The sequence below is a fragment of the Achromobacter mucicolens genome (assembly GCF_029866465.1).
Taxonomy (GTDB): Bacteria; Pseudomonadota; Gammaproteobacteria; order Burkholderiales; family Burkholderiaceae_B; genus Achromobacter; species Achromobacter mucicolens.
On the sequence record NZ_CP123364.1, the window covers coordinates 2409128 to 2429158 of the forward strand.

Annotated in this window: 21 protein-coding genes; 5 read left to right on the forward strand and 16 right to left on the reverse strand. The window is 68.0% G+C overall.

All coding sequences use genetic code 11. The annotated features are described in order from the left end of the window. Window positions 1-2: 2 nt before the first annotated feature. Window positions 3-884 (reverse strand): transcriptional regulator GcvA, encoded by an 882-nt coding sequence (gene gcvA / locus QEP15_RS10980; RefSeq protein WP_152384245.1) that lies wholly within the window; start codon window positions 882-884, stop codon window positions 3-5. Window positions 885-1011: 127 nt separating this feature from the next. On the opposite strand from gcvA, the gene QEP15_RS10985 reads away from it, so the two are divergent. Together QEP15_RS10985 and QEP15_RS10990 are read left to right on the forward strand one after the other, a co-directional pair. Continuing rightward, complete coding sequence (locus QEP15_RS10985; protein ID WP_152384246.1) at window positions 1012-1995, forward strand: tripartite tricarboxylate transporter substrate binding protein; 984 nt, start codon at window positions 1012-1014, stop codon at window positions 1993-1995. Window positions 1996-2013: 18 nt separating this feature from the next. Beyond that, on the forward strand, window positions 2014-3387 hold the full coding sequence (locus QEP15_RS10990) for an amidase (RefSeq protein WP_152384247.1): 1374 nt from the start codon (window positions 2014-2016) through the stop codon (window positions 3385-3387). Window positions 3388-3405: 18 nt separating this feature from the next. Here the strand turns inward: QEP15_RS10990 and QEP15_RS10995 are convergent, their stop codons facing one another. Together QEP15_RS10995 and QEP15_RS11000 are read right to left on the reverse strand one after the other, a co-directional pair. Further along, window positions 3406-4590 (reverse strand): oxidoreductase, encoded by a 1185-nt coding sequence (locus QEP15_RS10995; protein ID WP_175155343.1) that lies wholly within the window; start codon window positions 4588-4590, stop codon window positions 3406-3408. A gap of 1 nt (window position 4591) precedes the next feature. Beyond that, window positions 4592-4987, reverse strand: coding sequence for a RidA family protein (locus QEP15_RS11000; RefSeq protein WP_152384248.1), 396 nt, complete (start codon window positions 4985-4987; stop codon window positions 4592-4594). Window positions 4988-5134: 147 nt separating this feature from the next. On the opposite strand from QEP15_RS11000, the gene QEP15_RS11005 reads away from it, so the two are divergent. Continuing rightward, complete coding sequence (locus tag QEP15_RS11005) at window positions 5135-6028, forward strand: LysR substrate-binding domain-containing protein (RefSeq protein ID WP_062841319.1); 894 nt, start codon at window positions 5135-5137, stop codon at window positions 6026-6028. Here QEP15_RS11005 and QEP15_RS11010 read toward each other — a convergent pair. From QEP15_RS11010 to QEP15_RS11040, 7 genes are all read right to left on the reverse strand, one after another. Next, the gene (locus QEP15_RS11010) at window positions 6018-7157 is read right to left on the reverse strand and encodes a GGDEF domain-containing protein (protein WP_152384249.1); all 1140 of its coding nucleotides are present in this window, start codon (window positions 7155-7157) and stop codon (window positions 6018-6020) included. The two genes, QEP15_RS11005 and QEP15_RS11010, sit on opposite strands and share 11 nt — an antisense overlap. Before the next feature lie 37 nt (window positions 7158-7194). Beyond that, window positions 7195-7485, reverse strand: coding sequence for a hypothetical protein (locus tag QEP15_RS11015; protein ID WP_056317005.1), 291 nt, complete (start codon window positions 7483-7485; stop codon window positions 7195-7197). Between the two features lie 72 nt (window positions 7486-7557). Then, entirely contained in the window at window positions 7558-8271 is a 714-nt protein-coding gene (gene msrA, locus QEP15_RS11020) for a peptide-methionine (S)-S-oxide reductase MsrA (RefSeq protein WP_152384250.1), read from the reverse strand. Between the two features lie 33 nt (window positions 8272-8304). Beyond that, window positions 8305-8814: a peptide-methionine (R)-S-oxide reductase MsrB gene (gene msrB, locus QEP15_RS11025; RefSeq protein WP_152384251.1), complete on the reverse strand. Its 510-nt coding sequence runs from the start codon at window positions 8812-8814 to the stop codon at window positions 8305-8307. 59 nt (window positions 8815-8873) lie between these two features. Next, entirely contained in the window at window positions 8874-9200 is a 327-nt protein-coding gene (locus tag QEP15_RS11030; RefSeq protein ID WP_152384252.1) for a pentapeptide MXKDX repeat protein, read from the reverse strand. A gap of 41 nt (window positions 9201-9241) precedes the next feature. After that, complete coding sequence (locus QEP15_RS11035) at window positions 9242-10030, reverse strand: molybdopterin-dependent oxidoreductase (protein ID WP_063953436.1); 789 nt, start codon at window positions 10028-10030, stop codon at window positions 9242-9244. A gap of 12 nt (window positions 10031-10042) precedes the next feature. Then, on the reverse strand, window positions 10043-10669 hold the full coding sequence (locus QEP15_RS11040) for a cytochrome b/b6 domain-containing protein (protein ID WP_152384253.1): 627 nt from the start codon (window positions 10667-10669) through the stop codon (window positions 10043-10045). Between the two features lie 141 nt (window positions 10670-10810). Here QEP15_RS11040 and QEP15_RS11045 point away from each other — a divergent pair, with 141 nt between their 5' ends. Together QEP15_RS11045 and QEP15_RS11050 are read left to right on the forward strand one after the other, a co-directional pair. Further along, the gene (locus tag QEP15_RS11045; protein ID WP_062841313.1) at window positions 10811-11530 is read left to right on the forward strand and encodes a response regulator transcription factor; all 720 of its coding nucleotides are present in this window, start codon (window positions 10811-10813) and stop codon (window positions 11528-11530) included. Further along, a complete protein-coding gene (locus QEP15_RS11050) occupies window positions 11527-13005 on the forward strand; it encodes a sensor histidine kinase (protein ID WP_152384254.1) in 1479 nt (492 codons plus the stop codon). The genes QEP15_RS11045 and QEP15_RS11050 overlap by 4 nt, the downstream gene beginning before the upstream one ends. An 8-nt stretch (window positions 13006-13013) precedes the next feature. Here the strand turns inward: QEP15_RS11050 and QEP15_RS11055 are convergent, their stop codons facing one another. The 6 genes from QEP15_RS11055 to QEP15_RS11080 all read right to left on the reverse strand — a co-directional run bounded on the left by QEP15_RS11055 (window position 13014) and on the right by QEP15_RS11080 (window position 20017). Next, complete coding sequence (locus QEP15_RS11055; protein WP_152384255.1) at window positions 13014-15584, reverse strand: PEP/pyruvate-binding domain-containing protein; 2571 nt, start codon at window positions 15582-15584, stop codon at window positions 13014-13016. Further along, window positions 15581-16228, reverse strand: a complete 648-nt coding sequence (locus QEP15_RS11060) for a TetR/AcrR family transcriptional regulator (protein WP_056317026.1) — start codon at window positions 16226-16228, stop codon at window positions 15581-15583. Before QEP15_RS11060 ends, QEP15_RS11055 begins: the two co-directional genes overlap by 4 nt. 75 nt (window positions 16229-16303) lie before the next feature. Then, window positions 16304-17263: a DMT family transporter gene (locus tag QEP15_RS11065; protein WP_062841309.1), complete on the reverse strand. Its 960-nt coding sequence runs from the start codon at window positions 17261-17263 to the stop codon at window positions 16304-16306. 92 nt (window positions 17264-17355) lie between these two features. Next, the gene (locus QEP15_RS11070; protein ID WP_152384257.1) at window positions 17356-18225 is read right to left on the reverse strand and encodes an AraC family transcriptional regulator; all 870 of its coding nucleotides are present in this window, start codon (window positions 18223-18225) and stop codon (window positions 17356-17358) included. Between the two features lie 89 nt (window positions 18226-18314). Continuing rightward, complete coding sequence (locus QEP15_RS11075) at window positions 18315-19613, reverse strand: RNA polymerase sigma factor (protein ID WP_280148771.1); 1299 nt, start codon at window positions 19611-19613, stop codon at window positions 18315-18317. Beyond that, window positions 19610-20017, reverse strand: a complete 408-nt coding sequence (locus tag QEP15_RS11080) for a VOC family protein (RefSeq protein WP_280148772.1) — start codon at window positions 20015-20017, stop codon at window positions 19610-19612. The genes QEP15_RS11075 and QEP15_RS11080 overlap by 4 nt, the downstream gene beginning before the upstream one ends. Window positions 20018-20031: the final 14 nt, after the last annotated feature.

Here is a 20031-nt window from a genome sequence, read left to right on the forward strand (position 1 = left end):
CGCTAGATCGCGCAGGAGGCAGCCCACGCGCGGAACTGCGTCAGTTCGGGCGACGGCCGCCGGTAGTCTTCGGGGGGCAGGACAAAATAATAGCTTTGCGCGCCCAGGTCCACGGTCAGGTCGAAGGGGGCCACCAGCCGGCCTTCGTCCAGTTCCTTTTGCACCAGGGGCTTTTGTGCGATGGCCACGCCGTAGCCCTCCAGCGCGGCCTCGTAGGCCAGCGCGGACGATTCATAGCGCAGGCCGCGCGTGACGTCGATGCCGGTCAGGCCGGCGGCTTGCAGCCATATTTCCCAATAGTCGGGGCGCGCCAGCGTATGCAGCAGGATCTCTCCCTTCAGATCGGCGGGCGTGCGCAGCCGCGCGCATTTGCCGGGCACGCAGACCGGCAGCAGTTCATTGACCATCAGCTTGTAGCTCACCAGGCCGCGCCAGCGGCCATCGCCCATGCAGATGCCGGCGTCGACTTCCTCGCGTTCGAAGTCCGGCGCGTCCACGGCCGTGTGCAGCTTGACGTCGATGTCGGGATATTGCCGGTGAAACCCCGACAGCCGGGGCAGCAGCCAGCGCATGGCGACGCTGTGCGGCGCCTTGATGACGAATTGGCGGCGGCGAGAGCGTTCGCCCAGTTCGGACGTGGCGCGCTGCATCCCGCCAAAGCAGCGCGAGATGTCGGCGTGATACGCCGCACCCATGGAGGTGAGCACGATGCGGCGGTGCTGGCGCAGGAACAGCTTGAGCCCCAGGTGTTCCTCCAGCAGACGAATCTGGCGGCTGATGGCGGCGGGCGTCACGCTGAGTTCCTCGGCCGCGCTGGTGATGCTGCCCAGGCGGCCGGCGACCTCGAAACAGCGCAGCGCGTTGAGCGGAGGCAGGGCGGTCATCGCGGCGGTTCAGTTAACAAAAAGTTAAGTGTGCCATAGATAAAGTCGTTTGAACCCCGCCGCGCGAACGCCCAAGATGGCACGGCCGCCCGACTTTGCGGCCAAGAACAGCCATAAGGGGAAATCCATGTTCAGAACGTTGGTTCGACGGATCGGAATTGCCGCCTTCTGCGGCGCCGCGGTGCTGGCCGGGACCGCTTCGGCGGCCGGCTATCCGCAGCGTCCCGTCAGCATCGTGGTGCCGACCACGCCGGGCGGCACCGCCGATATTCTTGCCCGGTTGATCGGCCCCCGGCTCGCGCAGCGCTGGGGGCAGGCCGTCGTGGTGGAGAACAAGCCGGGGGCGGGCACGCTCATCGGCGCCGACTACGTGGCCCGGGCCAAGCCCGATGGCTACACGCTGATGCTGACCTTCAATGAGCTGGCCACGCTGCCTGCCCTGAACCCCAATGCCAAGATCGATGTCGAGAACGGCCTCGCGCGCATCGGCAAGATCGGCAGCTTGCCCGTGCTGGTCCTGACCCGGCCGGGCATCGACGATGCCGACCTGTCCGCGCTGATCAAGCGTTTCCGCGCCGAGCCGGGCAAGTACACCTACGCCTCGAACGGCTCGGGATCGTCTCTTCAGCTGTTTACCGAAATCTTCAAGCGCGAGGCCCAGGTGGACGTGATGCACGTGCCGTATCGGGGCGCGCTGGAGGCCTCGATGGCGGCCATCGGCGGCGAGGTCGACCTGCTGGTGCAGTTTGCGTCGGGCAACGTCATCAATCATGTGAAGGGCGGAAAGCTCAAGGCCTATGCCCTGGCGTCGCCGCAGCGCCTGGAGGCCCTGCCCGACGTGCCGACCGCCGCCGAGGCCGGCCTGCCCGGGCTGCGGCTGGAAGCCTGGTATGGCCTGTTCGCGCCCGCCGGGCTGCCGGACGACATCAAGCAGAAGATCAACCGTGACCTGAATGAGGTCCTGGCCGAGCCCGCGATCCTGGAGCGCCTGAAGGGCATCAATCTGCAGGTGCAGCCGGGTTCGCCCGCGGATTTCGATACGTTCTTTCGCGCCGAATACGCCCGCTGGAGCGCGCTGATTCGCACCCTCGGCATCAAAAGCAGTGAATAAGACCACCGGAGCCACGCCTTGACCTACGATCCCAGCACCCACGCTGCCCTGACTTTTCATGACGCCCGCGCCGCGTTTGACGACCGCCGCGACACGCCCCGCGACTATCTGGAACGCTGCCTGGAAGTGATTGCCGCGCGGGAGGGCCAGCTCAAGGGCTGGGTCGTCCTGAACGAGGCGGGCGCCCGGGCCGCCGCCGACGCCAGCGCCCAGCGCTATCGTGACGGCCGGCCGCTGTCCGCCATCGACGGCATGCCCGTCGGCATCAAGGACTTGATCGAAACGCGCGACATGCCCACGCAGATGGGCTGCGCCGCTTTTGACGGCAACTTTCCCAAGAACGACAGCGCCGTGGTCCGTGCGCTGCGCGATGCCGGCGCGATCATCCTGGGCAAGACGGTCACCACGGCGCTGGGGTTTCTGGACCCCGGCCCGACGACCAATCCGTTCGATCCGCGGCGCACGCCGGGCGGATCGTCCAGCGGGTCGGCCGCCGTGGTGGGCGCCAACATGGTGCCCATGGCCATTGGTTCGCAACTGGTGGGGTCGGTATTGCGGCCGGCCAGCTACAACGCCAACTGGGCCTTGAAGCCGACGTTCGGCGCGCTCAATCGTGGCGAGCGGTTGGGGCTGAGCCAGGCGCATATCGGGATCCATGCCAATTCCGTCGAAGACATGTGGACGGCGGCGGCGGAAATTGCCCTGCGGGCGGGCGGCGATCCCGGCCAGCCCGGCCTCTATGGCCCGCTGCAGGCGCCGGCCGCACGCAAGCCGGCGCGGCTCGTTGCGCTGGAAACCGAGGGGTGGGCGCGCGCCGAACCGCAGGCCCGCGAGGCGTTCGAGGCCACCCTGGGCGCGTTCTCGCGGCAAGGCGTGTCGATCATCCGGCGCGGCGATTCGGCGCTGGTCGATGCGCTGGAGCGCGCCATCTCGCAAGCGGCGCCCCTGTCGTTGCGGCTCATTTCCTGGGAACAGCGCTGGTCGCTGGCCAACCTGGTCGCCAATCACCCCGACACCCTCGGCCCAAGTCTGGTGCGGCAACTGGAAAGCGGGCGCGCCATGACGCTGGCGGATTACCGCGAATGCCTGCTGCTGCGCGAGCACGCGCGCCAATGCCTGGCGGCCCTGGCCACGCAATGCGACGCGCTGGTCAGCCTGAATGCATGCGGCGCGGCGCCCATTGCGGCGGACATCCGCGACACCCGGTATCCGACGGGCGACGTCTCGTTTGCCTGCGCGTCGTCACTGTTGGGCGCGCCCGCGATCAATGTGCCGTTGATGGCCGTCGATGGCCTGCCGCTGGGACTGCAGGTGATGGGATTGCCGCATGGCGACGCCGCGATCACCGGCATCGGCACCTGGATTTTCCAGGCGTTGCGGCATCCCGGCTGACCCGGCGCGCTGGGGCGTTCAGGCGTGCCCGGCGGCCGCGCTTTCAACTCGGCCCGCGTCAGGCGCTGTCGCAGCCCGGTGACGCGCCGCGTTGTCCAGGTCTGCAATCGGCGCCAGCAGTCCCCGGTCAAAGCCCTCGTGCGGCGCGCCCGCGCGCAGCCGGGCAGGCCAGTCGGCGTGCGTGAGCGCCCCGCGGCCCAGCGACACGAAATCCGCGTCCTGGCGCGCCAGCAGGGCCTCGGCCTGGCGCGGATCGTGCAGGGATCCGTTTGCCAGCACGGGTACCCGGACATGGCGGCGCGCCAATGCCGCAAGGCTCGCGCCGCTGTCGCCAAAGGCGGGTCGCCAGGCCTCGAACTCAGTGGTGTGCACGTAATCGATGGGCGCCGCGCCCAGCGCGCCGAAGATCCGCGCCGCGTCGTCCTGGCCGCCTTCCCACTTGTGCGTGAAGTCATTCACCTTGCCCTGCGAGGTGCGCACGCCGACCACGAAGGTTCCCGATGTCGATTGGCGCGCCGCCTGAATCACGTCCACCGTCAGCCGCAGCCGGTTCTCCAGACTGCCGCCGTAGCCGTCCTCGCGCCGATTCGTGTGGCGCGTAAGGAACTGGTCCAGCAGGTATCCGTTGGCGCCGTGTATCTCGACGCCGTCAAACCCCGCTTCCTGCGCGCGGCGGGCCGCCTGCGCAAAGCCTTCGACCACCTCGCCGATGTCGTCCAGGTTCATCGCGTGCGGCATCCGGTACGGACCCTGGCCGCGATAGAAGGTCATCTGCTGCCCGGACGGCAACACGGCCGATGGGCCTTTTGTCCCGGGCCGATGCGGATTGCCTTGCGACAGCGCACCGGCGTGCATGAGCTGGGCAAAGATCCGCCCGCCTTGCGCATGCACGCGGTCCACCACGGGCCGCCACGCATCGCGCTGCGCGTCGTCGGCCAGGCCGGGCTGGAACAGGTAACCCTGGGCATGCGCCTTATCGGTGTAGATACCTTCGGTGATGACCAGCCCGAACCCGCCGCGCGCAAACGCTTCGTAGTAGCCCGCCATCTGCGCCGTGGCAAGGCCATCGGCGGTGGCGCTGACCCGAGTCATGGGCGCGACGGCCAGCCGGTTGGGCAGGTCCACGCTGCCCACCCGCAGCGACGTGAACAGGCCGGCGGGCGCGTTCTGCGCGTCCTGCCGTCGATCGGTAGCGGCGGTCATGTCAGCGGCCCTCCGTGGGGCGGACCGCGGCGATGGCCTCGATCTCGATCATCGCGGCCGGATCGTACAGCGCCTTGATCTCGGCAATCGTGTCGGCCGGGTAGGGCGCCGAAAAGAACTTGCGGCGCAGGGCAACCACGTCGTCGAAATGTCCCATGTCGGTCACGAAGATGGTGACCTTGATGACGTCCTCCAGGCGCGAGCCGCCGGCTTCCAGCGCGCGGTGCAGATTACTGAACGCCTGTTCGCCCTGCGCCAGAAATCCGCCGTCCACGATCTTCCCATCGTCGGCGGCGCCGGCCTGGCCCGAGATGAAGAGCAGATTGCCGAACTGGATGCCCTGCGACAGCAGGAAGGGCGCGTAGTTGTCGGGCTGGGTGATGACCTGTTTGAGCATGATGCGAATTCCTTCATCTATATCCGGACGGGGGTTGTCGGTTGATGCGCCGCCCAGTGCCTGAACTTTAGAATTCCGGCCTGGCCGTGACAAAGGTTCGTTTGTCAGCTATAAGACGAGAAAAATTCATCTATGTGAGCCCCGCCCATGCAACGCCGGTCCCTCCCGCTTTCCGCGCTGCGCGCCTTCGAGGCCGCCGCGCGCCTGGGCAGCTTCAAGGCCGCCGCCGAGGAACTTGCCGTCACCCCCACGGCCGTCAGCCATCAGATCCGCGCGCTGGAAGCGGGAACGGGCCTGGCGCTGTTCGATCGCCAGGTGCGCAAGGTGACGCTGACCGACACCGGGGCGCAGCTGTACCCGGTGCTGCGCGACGGCTTCGACAAATTCGAGGCGACACTGGCGCGCCTGACGCAGCAGCGCACGCGCGCGCAGGTCAGCATTTCCGCGACCAATGCGTTCACCGTGAAGTGGCTGGTGCCGCGCATGGCCGATTTCCGGCGCCGGCATCCGGATATCGATCTGCAGCTGCAGGCCAGCGACGACCTCGTCGACCTGCGCTCGTCCGCCGTCGACATCGCCATCCGCTATGGCCGGGGGCCGTACCCCGGGCTGGCGGTGCAGCCCTTGTTCACCGACCGGTTCGCACCGGTGGCTAATCCCCGCCTTGGCGTCGTCTCGCCCGACGATCTGGCGCGGGTGCCGCTGATCCGCTTTGACTGGAAGCGCGCGCAACCCGACAACCCGACGTGGGAGCGCTGGTTCGCGATCGCCGGGCGTCCGCTGCCGCCGGAAGCCGGGCAGTTGCGGTTCTCGGATGAAGGCCATGCGATACAGGCCGCGGTGGCCGGGCACGGGATCGCGTTGGTCAGCTTGGCGCTGGTGGATGATGAGTTGCGGGCGGGGCACCTGGTGCAACCGTTCGGGCCCGAGATCGACGGGCACACGTATCACCTGGCGATGTTCGCCGGGCGGGAGGCGTCGGGGGCGGTTCAGGCGGTGGCGGGGTGGCTGAAGGGGCAGGCAAACCCTGTCAGCCCATGATCCGGTTCCGGCCGGCCCGCTTGGCTTGATAGAGCTTGGCGTCAGCCTCGTGATACATCGCTTCCCAGGATTCGAAGCGATCCGTGTGCGCCACGCCCGCGCTGATCGTGACCGGCGCTTGGCCGCCCGGATCCCGCACGGCTTGCTCCACCGCGGCGCGCAGGCGTTCCGCGCAGCGCACGGCCTCGGGCAGATCGGTGTCCGGCAGGAAGATGCCGAATTCCTCGCCGCCGATGCGCCCAAGCACGTCGTGCTTACGCACCGCTTGCTCAAGAACCTTGGCCACCTGCGTGAGCACCTGGTCCCCGCTCTGGTGCCCATGCAGATCATTGATGCGCTTGAAATTGTCCACATCGCAGACGATGAGCGCCACCGGGGCGTGTCCGTTCGATTGGAGCGCGCGCACGCGTGTTTCGAAGCCGCGCCGGTTGTAGACGCCCGTCAGCCAATCCTTGTCGCCTTCCTTGCGGACCTCGTCAATGGCGTCGGCTGCAATTGCAATCAGCAGCGTGAGCGCCAGCGCAACGCTGAATACCGCTAGAGAAAGCTGCAACATTTGCCAGAATGCGGAGTCGGCAAACGCAAGCGCGCCCTGTGGCGCCAGCCTGCCCATGCTCAGCAATGTGCGCGGAACAAAGTGCAGGCCGAAAAGCAGCACCACAAGGAAAAGCGCCTTGTCGATCGGGCGCTGACGCGAAGCGCGCCGCAGGCGCCACGCGGCATAGCAGAACAGCAATCCGAAGCCTGCATTCAGCACGTAAACGCGCACGAGCAGGTTGCGATCGACGTAGAAGAAGTACCAAAGCGCGGCCATGATCGCCGCGCCATAGAGGCCATACGCGGTCCAGGGCAGGCGAACGCGTGCGCGTTCAAGCACGCCCTGCACGACCAGGCAAGCCGCCGCCGTGTACAGAAAACCCGAAACCAGCGCGTTGAGTCCCGTGTCGCGGGGCACGTACAGAACTTGTGAAATCGCTCCGCACGCAAACGTCGCGCAGCCTGCCGCGAGGTGCAGCAGGAAACGTCTGCGATGGAAGAAGAACCAGATGGCGAGGAAGGTAACGCCGAAGATCAATAGCAGCGCGGGCGCGATCAGCGACAGCGTTACTCGGACTTGCGAACCTGCCATCGGGTCCTCGGTTGACGTGGCGGCGCGGCCAGGACGCTCAGGTGGCCAGGAAGCGCGTGACCTCGTCCCAGTCGTTGGTCGACAGGGCGAGGTCCTCGTAGTCGTCAGCTTCCTCGTCGTAGCGCGACACACAGAAGCGCTGGCTCCGGCCGGATTCGCGATCGGCATAGTTGGCGTAGTCGACGTACACCTTCAGTCCACGCGCCTCGTTCGTGAATGAAGGCGCTGCATCGATATAGCTCGACGAGTCTGAATACCCTTCGGGAAGGGGCGGCAAGGTGGTGATGTCGAAGTCGGGGAACTCGCGACGCAGGCGATCAAGGTTCATATGAGAAGCATATTGAGGCTGGAAGCCTGACATTTTACGTTGCTCGCTGTCAGGCGCTCCGGCGTCCCCAATTTAATGCTTTGCACCCACCAGCACCGGCTTGTCGCGCCACCAATCCGGAAACGTCTTTGCCAGGTTCTCGACCTTGGGCACGTCATTGATCACGATGTACAGGCTGTTCGGATTGCGCACCAGATAATCCTGGTGATAGTCCTCGGCGGGATAGAACGCCTGCAGCGGTTCAATGGTGGTGGCCAGCGCTTTGGGATACACCCCTGTCTTGTTGAGCTGCGCGATGTACGCCTCGGCCACCTTGCGCTGGCTGTCATTGGCGGGAAAGACGGCGGATCGGTACTGCGTGCCGTGGTCGGGGCCCTGGCGGTTGAGCTGGGTGGGGTCATGCGCGACCGAAAAGTAGATCTGCAACAGCTGGCCATAGCTGATCTGCCGCGGATCGTAGGTGATTTCCACGGCTTCCGCGTGGCCGGTGCGGCCGCTGCCGACGGCGTTGTAGTTGGCCGTGCCGGCCTGCCCGCCGGCATATCCCGATACGGCGTTGCTTACGCCCTTCACGTGCTGGAACACGGCCTGCACGCCCCAGAAGCAGCCGCCTGCGATGACGGCTTTTTCCTGCGTGGCGGTTGCCGCCGCACTGGCTGCCTGGTCCGCGGCAGGCGGCGGGATGATGAAGGCCCGTTCGGCGGCTGGCGTGGCGCTTGAAATGAGGAGGCCGCCGGCGGTGGCGAGCGCGGCGCAGAGCCGGCGCAGGGTGGGATGCTTGGACATGATGTCGGGTCCTTTCAGGAATGCAGATCGCGATCAGGCTTGCGGGGCGAAGGTCATCGCCACGCCGTTCATGCAGTAGCGCAGGCCGGTGGGGCGCGGGCCGTCGTCGAACACGTGGCCCAGATGGCCGCCGCAGTTGGCGCAGTGGACGGCCGTGCGGACCATGCCGAAGCTGCGGTCGCGCGTTTCGCCGACGGCGCTGGGCAGGGGCTGCCAGAAGCTGGGCCAGCCCGTGCCGCTGTCGAACTTGGTCGAGGAGGAGAACAGGGGGTGTTCGCAGCCGGCGCAGGCGAAGGTGCCCTTGCGGTGTTCGTCGTTGAGCGGGCTGGAGTAGGGGCGCTCGGTGCCGTCGCGGCGCAGCACCTGATACTGCTCGCGCGTCAGGCGTTCGCGCCATTGCGCGTCCGTCAGCGTGTAGGGAAACGATGCCGTGGCCGAGGCGGCCTGCGCGCTGCCGCCGCGCGTGGCCAGCAAGGGGGCAAGGCCCGCGGCGGCGGCTGCCGCGCCGCCCAGCCCCAGGAAGTGTCTGCGTTTGAGGTTCATGGCGAATTCCGTGCGGGTTCGTTCAGGCGGGGACCGGTTCACGCGGTCCCCGCGCGGGTTTACTTCTGCATGCCGTCCTTGGACATGCCATCCTTGCCCATCGCGTCCCTGGACATTGAATTCCGGGACATGGAATCCTTGGACATCGAATTCTTGGACATCGAATCCTTCGACATGGAGTCCTTTGACATCGAATCCTTGGACATCGAGCCTTTCGACATGCCATCGCGAGACATCGAATCCTTCTTCATGCCGTCCTGGGACGGCGCCTCCTTGGACATGCCGCTCTTGCTCATGCCTTCCTTGCCCATGGTGTCGGCGGCGTGGGCGGCCGTGGCGCCAAGGGCCAGGCACAGGGACAGGGCGGCGGTGGTCAGTTTGCTCATGATGCGTTCCTTTGTTCAGGGGAAAAAAGAAGGGAATTCACCTAGCTTCCGCCGAACCAGTTGTAGCCCTGGTCCTCCCAGTAACCGCCCGGGTAGGTGTTGGTGACGAAAATCGCCTGGATGTGCTTGGGGTTCTTGTAGCCAAGCTTCGTAGGCATGCGCAGCTTCATGGGGAAGCCGTACTCGGGGGGCAGCGTCCGGCCGTCGTAGGTCAGGGCCAAGATCGTCTGCGGATGCAGCGCGGTGGGCATGTCGATGCTGGTGTAGTAGTCGTCGGCGCACTTGAAGCCGACATACTTGGCCGACAGGTCGGCGCCGACGCGCTTCAAGAAATCCGCGAACGGCACGCCGCCCCATTTGCCGATGGCGCTCCACCCTTCGACGCAGATGTGCCGCGTGACCTGGTCCACCTGTGCCATCGCGCGCAGCTCGTCCAGCCGCCAGCGGCGTTTGTCGGCCACCAGGCCGGTGACTTCCAGCCGGAACGACGCCTCGTCCACCTGCGGCACCTCGTCGATGCCGTAAAAGGCATTGAAGGGAAACGGCCGGGTGATCATGGATTCCGGATAGGTCGGCGCCAGTTTGGCGGGATCGAAAATCCAGCCCTGCACGCGGTCGTTGAAGCGGGAGACGGCCGACAGCGCCTGTTCGACGCTCTCGTCGTCGGACAACGAGCAGCCCGACAGCATGGCCAGGCCGCCCAGTGTCAGGCCACGGCGCAGGAAGGCGCGGCGGGACGGCTGCTCGACGCGCCTGTCCAGCAGTTTTCCGGCTTCGCGCAGGATGGCCGGGGCGTCCAGGCCCGGCAGAAGGCGTCGTTTATCGGTCATGGCAGGCTCTCCCTATTTGCCGCGGATCATGGTGAGCAGGCTGCGGGGCACCAGCGCCACCATTGCCAGGTGCACGGCGACAAACCCGGCCAAAAGCGCCATTGCGAAAAAGTGCACGCGCCGCGCGGCCTCGTAGCCGCCCATCAGGTCGCGCAACAGGCCGAACTGCACGGACTTCCACAGCACCAGGCCGGACAACACCAGCACGGCGATGTCCACCATCACAAAGAGGTACGCCAGACGCTGCACCTGGTTGTAGCGGCGCGGGTCGGCGTGCGACAGCCGGCCCCGCAGCGCGGCCAGCAGGTCGCGGATGACGCCGCCCGGGCTGACGGGCAGGAATTTGCGCCACAGACGGCCGCTGGCGGCGTTCAACGCCAGATAGATGAGGCCATTGGCAACCAGCAGCCACATGCCGGCAAAGTGCCACTGCAAGGCCCCGCCCAGCCAGCCGCCCAACGTGATGCCGTTGGGAAAGGTGAAATCGAAAAAGGGCGCGGCGTTGTAGATGCGCCAGCCGCTCATGGCCATGATGACCACGGCAAGCGCGTTCAGCCAATGCGTCACCCGCAACCAGCGGGGGTGTATGGCCGGCTGAGGGGCGCCCGGCGCTTGTTCGATTGCAGGTGGAGCCATCATGGCGGTCTCCGGTGAATGTCGTTGGACGCATTCTTCCCCGGCGCCAATACCGAAGTCCTCACGCAAAGTTAAATTAAATGTGAACTTTGGCCCCCGCCGATTGGCGACAATAGGCGCATCGCTCATGTCCCAGGTTGCCCCATGGATACGCCCCGCCGCGTACTGATAGTTGAAGACGACGCCCACATTGCCGAACTGCTGCGGCTGCATCTGCGCGACGAGGGCTACGCGGTCGAGCATGCGGCCGACGGCAACGAGGGCATGCGCCTGCTTGAAGAAGGCGGCTGGGATGCGCTGGTGCTGGATCTGATGCTGCCGGGCATCGACGGCCTGGAAATCTGCAAGCGGGCACGCGCGATGGCGCGCTACACCCCCATCATCATCACCAGCGCGCGCTCCAGCGAGGTGCACCGCATCCTGGGACTGGAGCTGGGCGCGGACGACTACCTGGCCAAGCCGTTCTCGATGCTGGAACTGGTGGCGCGGGTGCGTGCGCTGTTGCGCCGCAGCGATGCCATCGAACGCAACGCGCGCCAGGAGGCCGGTAGCCTGTCCGTTCACGGCGTGTCGATCGACCCCATCGCCAGGACGGTGGACGTGGATGCGCGCCGGCTGGATCTCACGCCGCGCGAGTTCGACCTGCTGCACTTTTTTGCGCGGCATCCGGACAAGGTGTTCTCGCGCATGGACCTGCTGAACCAGGTGTGGGGCTACCAGCACGAAGGGTACGAGCACACGGTCAACACCCACATCAACCGGCTGCGCACCAAGATAGAAGCCGACCCGTCCGACCCGCAGCGCATCCTGACGGTCTGGGGCCGGGGCTACAAGTTCGCGGCCGCGCCGGGGGGACAGCCATGAAACGCTTCACCTTGACCCAACGCCTGTCGGGCGTGTTTGCGCTGCTCTTGCTTGCCTGCTGCGGCGCGTCCGCCTGGCTGCAGATCGCGGCCAACTCGCGGTATGAACAGGAGGTCGTGCAGCGGCTGTCCAGCGGACTGGCGCAGCACATCGCCGGTTCCACCGAACTGATGGACGCCAGCGGCTGGAAGCCGGGCGCGGTCCGCTCAATGTTCGACATGTTGATGACCGTGAATCCGGCAGTTGAGGTCTACCTGCTGTCGAGCGATGGCCGGATCGTGGGCGACGCCGCGCCGCCCGGGCAGATCAAGCGCGAACGCGTGGACCTCGGTCCGGTCAAGCGTCTGCTGGCCGGGGGGATGCTGCCCATCACGGGCGACGATCCGCGCAGCGCCGATGCGCAAAAGGTGTTCAGCGCCGCGCCCGTGCGCGTGGATGGGCGCGAACAGGGCTATGTGTACGTGGTGCTGCAGGGGCAGGCGCATGATGCGCTGGCGATGGATGTGTCGCGCAGTTCGGTGCTGCGCACCACGCTCTGGTCGATCGCGCTGGTGGCCTTGCTGGGATTGGTGGCGGGGCTGGCCGCGTTTGCGCTCATCACGCGGCCGCTGCGGGGGCTGACACGCGCGGTGCGCGCGTTCGAGGGCGACGACGGCCAGGCGCTGGCCGCGCTGGAGCAGCCGGGCGACGCGGCTGCCCGCAATGGCGACGAGATCGCGGTGCTGCGGCGCACGTTTGCGCAGATGGGGCGGCGCATCTCGGAACAGTGGCGGGAACTGACGCGCCAGGACCAGCAGCGCCGGGACCTGGTCGCCAATATTTCGCACGATCTGCGCACGCCGCTGACATCGCTGCACGGGTATCTGGAAACGCTGCGATTCAAGGACGAGACGCTTGCGCCGGCCGAGCGCCGCCGCTATCTGGACATCGCGCTGGCGCAAAGCCGCAAGGTGGGGCGGCTGGCGCAGGAGCTATTCGAACTGGCGCGGCTGGAGTCCGGACTGGTGCGCCTTGAGCCCGAGACGTTTTCGCTGCCTGAACTGGTGCAGGACGTGATGCAGAAATTTGAACTGGCCGCCGAGGCGCGCCAGCAGCGGCTGTCCACGGACATCGCGCAAGCGCTGCCGCCGGTGCGTGCGGACCTGGGCCTGATCGAGCGTGTGCTGACGAACCTGTTGGACAACGCGATCCGCCATAGCCCGCCGGGCGGCCGGATCGAATTGCAGCTGGGGCTGGCGCGCAACCGCGTGCGCGTGCAGGTCAGCGATTCCGGCGCAGGCATTCCGGACGAATTGCGCGCCGGACTATTCACGCGCGCCTCGGCGCTGAACCGGGGGCCTAGCGAGGGCGGCGGGTTGGGGCTGGTCATCGTGCAGCGCATCCTGCAACTGCACCAGAGCGAAATCCGGCTGGTCGACGACGCCGAGGGCGGGGCGGTGTTTCAGTTCGAACTGGCGGCGGCAACGCCCGCCTGAACGACATATCAGCCGGGCGCTTCGCCCGTCACGCGGTGGATGATGCCGCGCACCGCGTCCACCTCCAGCACATCGCCGGTGGTGACGTCTTGCAGGATGCCGTGGACGCTGACCACGGCGGGGATGCCAAATTCGCGCGCCACGATGGCGGCGTGCGACAGATAACCGCCGACTTCCATCACCACCGCGCCCGCGCGCAAAAAGAGGGGCGTCCACGCCGGGTCGGAAGACGCCGCGACCAGGATGCCGCCGGCCGGCATCGCCAGGCCCTCGTCAGGCGTGCGCGCCACGAACGCGCGCCCACGCACGCGGCCCCCGGCCACCGGCGTGCCGCGCCAGGCGTTCATTGCGCCGGCCGCAGGCGCGCGCGCTTCCTGTTCGCGGGCTTGCGGGGTGGCGCCGGCGTGATCGGTGATGACATCCAGGTCCGGCAGGGCCGACCAGGCCTGCAATTGCGCCCGCCGGGCCGTGGCGCGCCGGCCCAGCGCCGCCGCGCCGATCCGGCCGTCCGCCAGCGCGAAGATCTCGGCCGCATTCAGGTGGAAGACGTCTTCGGGCGCGGCCAGCCCGTGCGGACCGGCGGTGCGGCGACCCAGTTCCAGCGCGCTTCGGCGGGCCACGGCCAGATATGCCACGAGCACGCTGCGCGCCGCCTCGCGCTGGTTGCCTTCCAGGCGGGAGGCGGCCAGCAGCTTGGCCGCCAGCGGCCGCTGCCAGAAGGGCAAGGCACGGCGCACGCGGCGCCATGCCGCTTGCGCGGCCTCGCGTTGCCGCGCGCGCAGGGCGGCCGGATCGGCGCCGATCAGGTTCAGCACACTATTCAGCAAATAGCCCGGCGCCTCGCGCCAACGCGGGTTGCGCAGGTAGGTTTCGTACACGGCGCGATGGCCGTAGCGCTCCAGGAATTCGGCAAAGGCCGTCTTGAAGGGGCTGACGCCTGGCAACGCCTCGGCCCACGCGGCGTCGTCGCGGTCCGGCGCGCGCAGCCAGGCAAGCGCCTGCGCGTCCTCGGCCGCCAGCTGGGCCAGCGTCATCAGGGCGTAGCCCTGCTGCGCGGTGACGCTGGGGTCGCCGCCTGCCATCAGGGCGGCGGTCAGCGCATGGCCTTCGCCGGGCACGGCTTTCTCGACCAGTTCCAGCAGCTTGGAAAGCGCGCCGCCCCCCGAGCCCTGCAAAAAGAACAGTTCATCCGCGGCCAGCACGGTTTCGAACTGCTGGCGCAAGCTGGCGCCCAGCGCAGGGTTGGACGCCGGCAAGGGCGCCCTGAGCCATTGCTGCGCGCGGGCCAGCAGACGGGGCAGGTTGTCGGCGGCGTGACGGCGCAGGGGCGCGGCACGGCGAAGATAGCGCACGATGCGCAGGCCGTGCCGCACGCGCTGGCCCAGGGACAGCGGCTTCACGTGGATCTCGGGCTGTGCGCCGCCCAGCAGCGCGTTCATGTCGCGGGGCTTGACCCCCAGCGCGTCGTAGCCGACCCACTGGATGACCGAGGCATTGAGATAGGCGCGGCCACGCAGCAACGCGGCCAGCCGCACGCCGGGCAGGGATTCGTAGCCGCTCAGTTCGAATCCGCAGGTCAGCATGCGCTGGGCCATGACGCGCCCCGCATCCCATTCCATTGCCGACATCACCTGCGGCAACACTTCGCGCGTGTTGCCGCGCGACCAATAGTCGGGCTGGCCTTGCAATGCGGGATAGGTGTGGCGCGCCGACGCGGTGATGGGCCGGGCCTGCACGATCCAGAATCTCTCGCCGTCCCACGCCCACTCGATGTCGTAGCCGGCGCCGCTGTAGTCCAGCGCGCGGGCAGCGTCGCGTGCCATGTCGCCCAGCGTTTCGGCCTGGGTATCCGTCAGCACGGCCTGCGCGGCGCGCGCGTCGGACGTGTCGCTGCGCTGCGTTCCTCCGTTTGCGGCCGGCGTCGTGGCGAGGCGCTTGGCGCCGATGCGCCGCCGCGCGACGGGCCATGCCTGGCGCAGGTAATCCTCGCGCAGGTGGTAGGCGTCGCCGTCCGCCTCGCCGTTCACCAGCGACTCTCCCAAGCCCCAGTTCGCGTGGATGACCATCTCGTCGTGGCGGCCCGTCGCGGGATCGATGGTGAAGGCGATGCCCGAGGCCACCGCGTCGATCATCGGCATCACCACCACTGCCATGCCGCCCGCGCCGTCCGCCGGCAGGCCAAGACGCTGACGGTAAGCCTGCGCCTGGGGCGTAAACAGCGAATCCCAGATGCGCCGCAGCGCCTGGTGAACCGCCTCGGGCCCCCGCACGTTCAGGCAGGACAAGTGGATGCCGGCAAACGAGGCGCGCGCGGAGTCCTCCTGCGGCGCGGACGAGCGCAGCGCCAGTGGACGATCCAGCCAGCCGCGTTCGCGCAAGGCCTCATGCAGCACGTCCAAGACAGCGTCGGGCACGTCCCGGCCCGGCTGATGGGCGTGGCTGGCCTGGGCGGCCAGCACAAAGCCGTCCGGTACCGGCACGCCGAACTGCGCCAAGCGGCCCAGTTGCCAACCCTTGCCGCCCGCAGCTTGCGGACCGGATTCGGCCGCCGCCGCCCAGTCCAGCACCAGGGCGCTCATGCCGCGCTCCCGCCGACGCCGTCCACGAAAAGGGTGATGGCGGCGTCAAATTCCTGTTTGAGCGATGCGCCGGGCTGGTCCAGCCAGCGCAGCAACGCGCCCAGGTAAAGAAACTGAAGGTGGTGCGCCAAGAGGTCCGCGTCCAGGTCGGACCGGGCCTGGTTGGCCGCTTGCGCGTCCTGGATCAACGTCGCGAACACACGCTGCAGGCCGCTGCGCGGATGGCGTTCGTCGTCGCGTCCGGTGGTCTGCATGCTGGCGAAGCGGTAGCGCAAGTAAGGACCGAGATAGGCGCGGTGCGATTCGGACCAGTGTGCCGAGGCATGCAACAGGCGCGTCAGCCGCGCGGCAAGCGTGGGCAGCGCCTTCAGCGCCGGCCACAATTCGGCCAGGGACGCCGCCAGCTCGGCGTGAAAGCGGTGCGCCAGCAGCGCTTCCTTGACGGGAAAGTGGTTGTAGAGCGTGCCTTTGGACACGTCCGCCTGCGCGGCGATCTGCTCCATCGTGATCGCGTCGTACCCCAGGGCCTCGAAGAGCCGCCACGCCGTCTGCGTCAGATGGTCCAGCGTCTGCTGGCGCTTGCGTTCGCGGCGTCCGGCGTCGGCCGCGTCGGCGGCGGGCGAAAGAAAAGAAGAGAAGGGCATGGCGGGTTCAAGAATTAGACGACGTTGAAAATTATACGACGTCTAATTATTTGTGCTGGCGGTCGGCAAGAGGCGTCAGGCCGCCGCCGCGGCGGGCTCGGGTTTCACGCGTACCGCCCGCAGAACGCCGACCATCAGGCAGCCGATGCCGACAAGCGTCAATGGCGCTGGCATGGCGCCGCGCAGGATAAAGGCGTACGCCAGCGCGGCCAGCGTTTCAAACACGATGAGCTGACCGGCCAGCGCCGTGGGCAGGCGTTGGCTCGCTTCGTTCCAGCACAGCGTGCCCAGCCAGGACGCGAACAGCCCGATGGCGATCATGAGCCCCAGAAACACGTCGGGCCGCGGACCCAGCGGCATGTCGAAACGGCTGCCGGCGGCCGACATGCCGATCCACAGTAGCGCGTAGCCCGCCAGCGCCAGCGGCAGCGTGGCCACGCCCTGCGCGGTGGCCCACGTGCGAGGACTTCGGCCGGGATGGTCGCGCAGCCAGTCGGCGTTGCGCAGCGGATACCACGTCCAGCAGGCGACCGCGCCAAGCGCCAGCACGGCGCCGATCGCGTAGCGCGACAGGTCGGCGTCCGGCGCCTGGCGCAGCGCCTGCAGCTCCACCTGATTGACGCAGCCGATGCCGATCGCGATCAGGGCCAGCGACGGCGCCAGCCGCTTCCACGGCAGCCGCCCATCGCGCCGGGCGTTGCGCAGGTTGGCGCTGATGGCGATGACCACGGGCAGCGTGCCGATGATCATGGTCGGGACCGGGCCGCCGGCCCGCTGGATGGCGCTGGCCAGGCATAGGTAATACAGCAGGTTGCCGATGGCGGCGAGCTTGACCGCCTCGATCCAGTCACTGCGGGTCAGGCGGCGCAGGTTGCGGCGGTCCAGCCAGGCGAGCGGAAGGGCGATCAGGCCAAAGGCAAGATAGCGGGCCACGGATTGCAGGGCGGCGGGGTATTCCGGCAGCAGCAGCGGCCCGATGAAGACCAGCCCCCACATCAGGCCCGCGGCCAGGGCGTAAAGGGTTCCAGCCCACATACATTGCTCCAGGTCGTGAATGCGGGCAGTCTAGCCAGCGGCGCGGGGCAGGTCTTGTACGAGATTGCGGTGGGGGAACTAACCGTGCGTCACTAGGCGTGCCCCTGCCTTTGATAGCGCGCGGGGGTGACGCCGTAGCGGCGCGAGAACGCGCGGGTCAGATGGGCCTGGTCGGTCAGCCCGGCCGCGAGGGCGACCTGGGCAGGCGGCATGCCGGCGGCCAGCAGGCGCTTGGCTTCGTACAGCCGCAGCGCCATCAGCATCTGCTGCGGGGTGGCGTGATGCTGCGCCTGGAAGCTGCGCAGGAAATGGAAGGGGCTCAATCCGGCTTGCGCCGCCAGTTCGTGCAGCGTCAGACGCCGCGACAGGTTCGCGCGCAGGTACTCGATGACGTGGGCGAATCGCGGCGCGCCCTGGGCGGCGGCCGGGCGCGGCACGCGGGCATGGGGTCGAAACTGGGCAAGCAGCGCGTGCAGCGCACTGTCGAACGCCAGCGGCTCGGACGCGTTCCACAGCGTATCCAGCAAAGCCGTCACGCGCTGCGCTGCGGGGGCATCATGTCCCACCGCCGCGCCGAACCACCAGCCCGATTCCCCCGTGACCCGCGCGGCAACGTCCGGGTCGATGTAGACCATGCGGTAGCGCCAGCCGCCTTCCGTTTCGGCGCGCCCGGTGTGCAGCTCGTCCGGGTTCATCAGCACCAGCGAGCCGGACGGCGCCAGATGGTCGGCGCCGCGATAACGGAATCGTTCGACGCCGGATTCGATGGCGCCCAGTCCGAAGGCCTCGTGCGTATGCGGTTCGAACGCGTGGCGGATGATGTGCGCGCGGTAGAGCTCGATGCCGGGCTGGTGGGCCGGCCGGCGGAATTGCGCGCGGTCATTGGGATGGTCGAACGCCGCCGGCACGCCCGTGATGGGGGGCGCGGCCATATCGTGAGGGGCGGCGTCGATGTCCAGCATGCGTGGGATTTAAGCACGCCGTCACGGCGGGCCTCCACCCTGAGTCTTAGAGCCCCACGCCTTAGACCCCGCGCCTCAGACCCCAGGCCTCAATTCACAGGGCCGCCGTCCGACTCCTGCGGCATCTCCTGCGCGCGCGCCAGCAGCAACGCGCGTTCGCGGGCGTTGCGCGTCATTGCCGCCGCGCGTTCGAATTCGGCGCGCGCCTCGGGGCCGCGCCCCAGTTTGGCCAGCAGATCGGCGCGCACGCTGGGCAGCCAGTGGTAGTTCGCCAGCGACGGCTCCGAAGCCAGTTGATCGACCAGGTCCAGCGCGGCCTGCGGGCCGAACGCCATGCCGATGGCGACCGCGCGGTTCAGTTCCACCACCGGCGACGGCGCAGCCTGGGCGAGCGCGTCGTACAGGGCCACGATGCGCGGCCAGTCGGTTTCCGCGGGCGTGCGGGCCTGGGCGTGGCAGGCGGCCAGCGCGGCCTGCAGCGCATAGGGACCGCGCGCGCCGCCCAGCGCATCGGCGCGCGCCAGCGCCGCCAGTCCGCGGCGGATCAGCAGCGGATCCCAGCGCCGCCGGTCCTGGTCCATCAACAGCACGGGCCGGCCCTGGCCATCGGTGCGCGCGTGCAGGCGAGATGCCTGCAATTCCATCAGCGCGACCAGGCCGTGCACTTCGCCTTCGGTCGGCGTCAGTTCGGCCAGGATACGCGCCAGGCGCAGCGCTTCGTCACACAGGCCCGGCCGCATCCAGTCGTCGCCCGAGGTCGCGGAATACCCCTCGTTGAAGATCAGGTAGATGACCTCCAGCACGGACGCCAGGCGCGGCGCGCGGTCGGCCGCCGACGGCACCTCGAACGGCACGTTGGCGGCCGACAGGGTGCGTTTGGCGCGCACGATGCGCTGCGCAATCGCCGATTCCGATGCCAGGAAGGCGCGCGCAATTTCCGCCGTGGTCAGCCCGCCCAGCAGGCGCAGTGTCAGCGCCACGCGCGCCTCGGTGGACAAGAGCGGATGGCAGGCCGTGAAGACCAGGCGCAGCAGGTCGTCGCCGATGTCGTCCTGGCGCGCCGCGTCCAGCGCGTCGACGAAGTTTGGCTCCACGTCGGCCTGCAACGCCTCGAGTTCATGGCCGATCTGCTCGTGCTTGCGGGTATGCAGCGCATCGAGCCGCAGCCGGTCGCGCGCACGGTTCTTCGCGGTGGTCATCAGCCATGCTCCGGGATTGTCCGGCACGCCCGTCTGGGGCCAGCGTTCCAGCGCGGCGACCAGCGCATCCTGCGCCAGTTCTTCGGCCAGTCCCACGTCGCGCACCAGGCGCGCCACGCCCGCGATGACGCTGGCGGATTCGATCCGCCAGACCGCTTCGATGGCGCGATGCGTGGCCGCGATCGTCATGCGCCGGCCGCGTCGCCGGGAACCATGTAGACGAGTTCCCAGATATGCCCGTCCAGGTCCTCGAACCCGTGCGCGTACATGAAACCGTGATCCTGCGGCGCCCGCGGCGCCGAGCCGCCCGCCGCCACGGCGCGCGCCACCAGGTCGTCGACCTCGGCCCGGCTCTCGCACGACAGGCAGACCAGCACTTCCGTCGTCTGGGTGGCATCGGCCACCGGCTTGCCGGTAAAGCCCTTGAAGAAGTCCTTCACCAGCAGCATGACGTACAGGTTGTCGCCAACGACCATGCACGCGCCCTGGTCGTTGGTGAAATCGGGATTGAAGCTGTAGCCCAGTTTCTTGAAGAATGCCTGGGACTTCTGCATGTCGCTGATGGGAAGGTTGACGAAGATCTGCTTGTGCATGGCGTGTCTCGCTG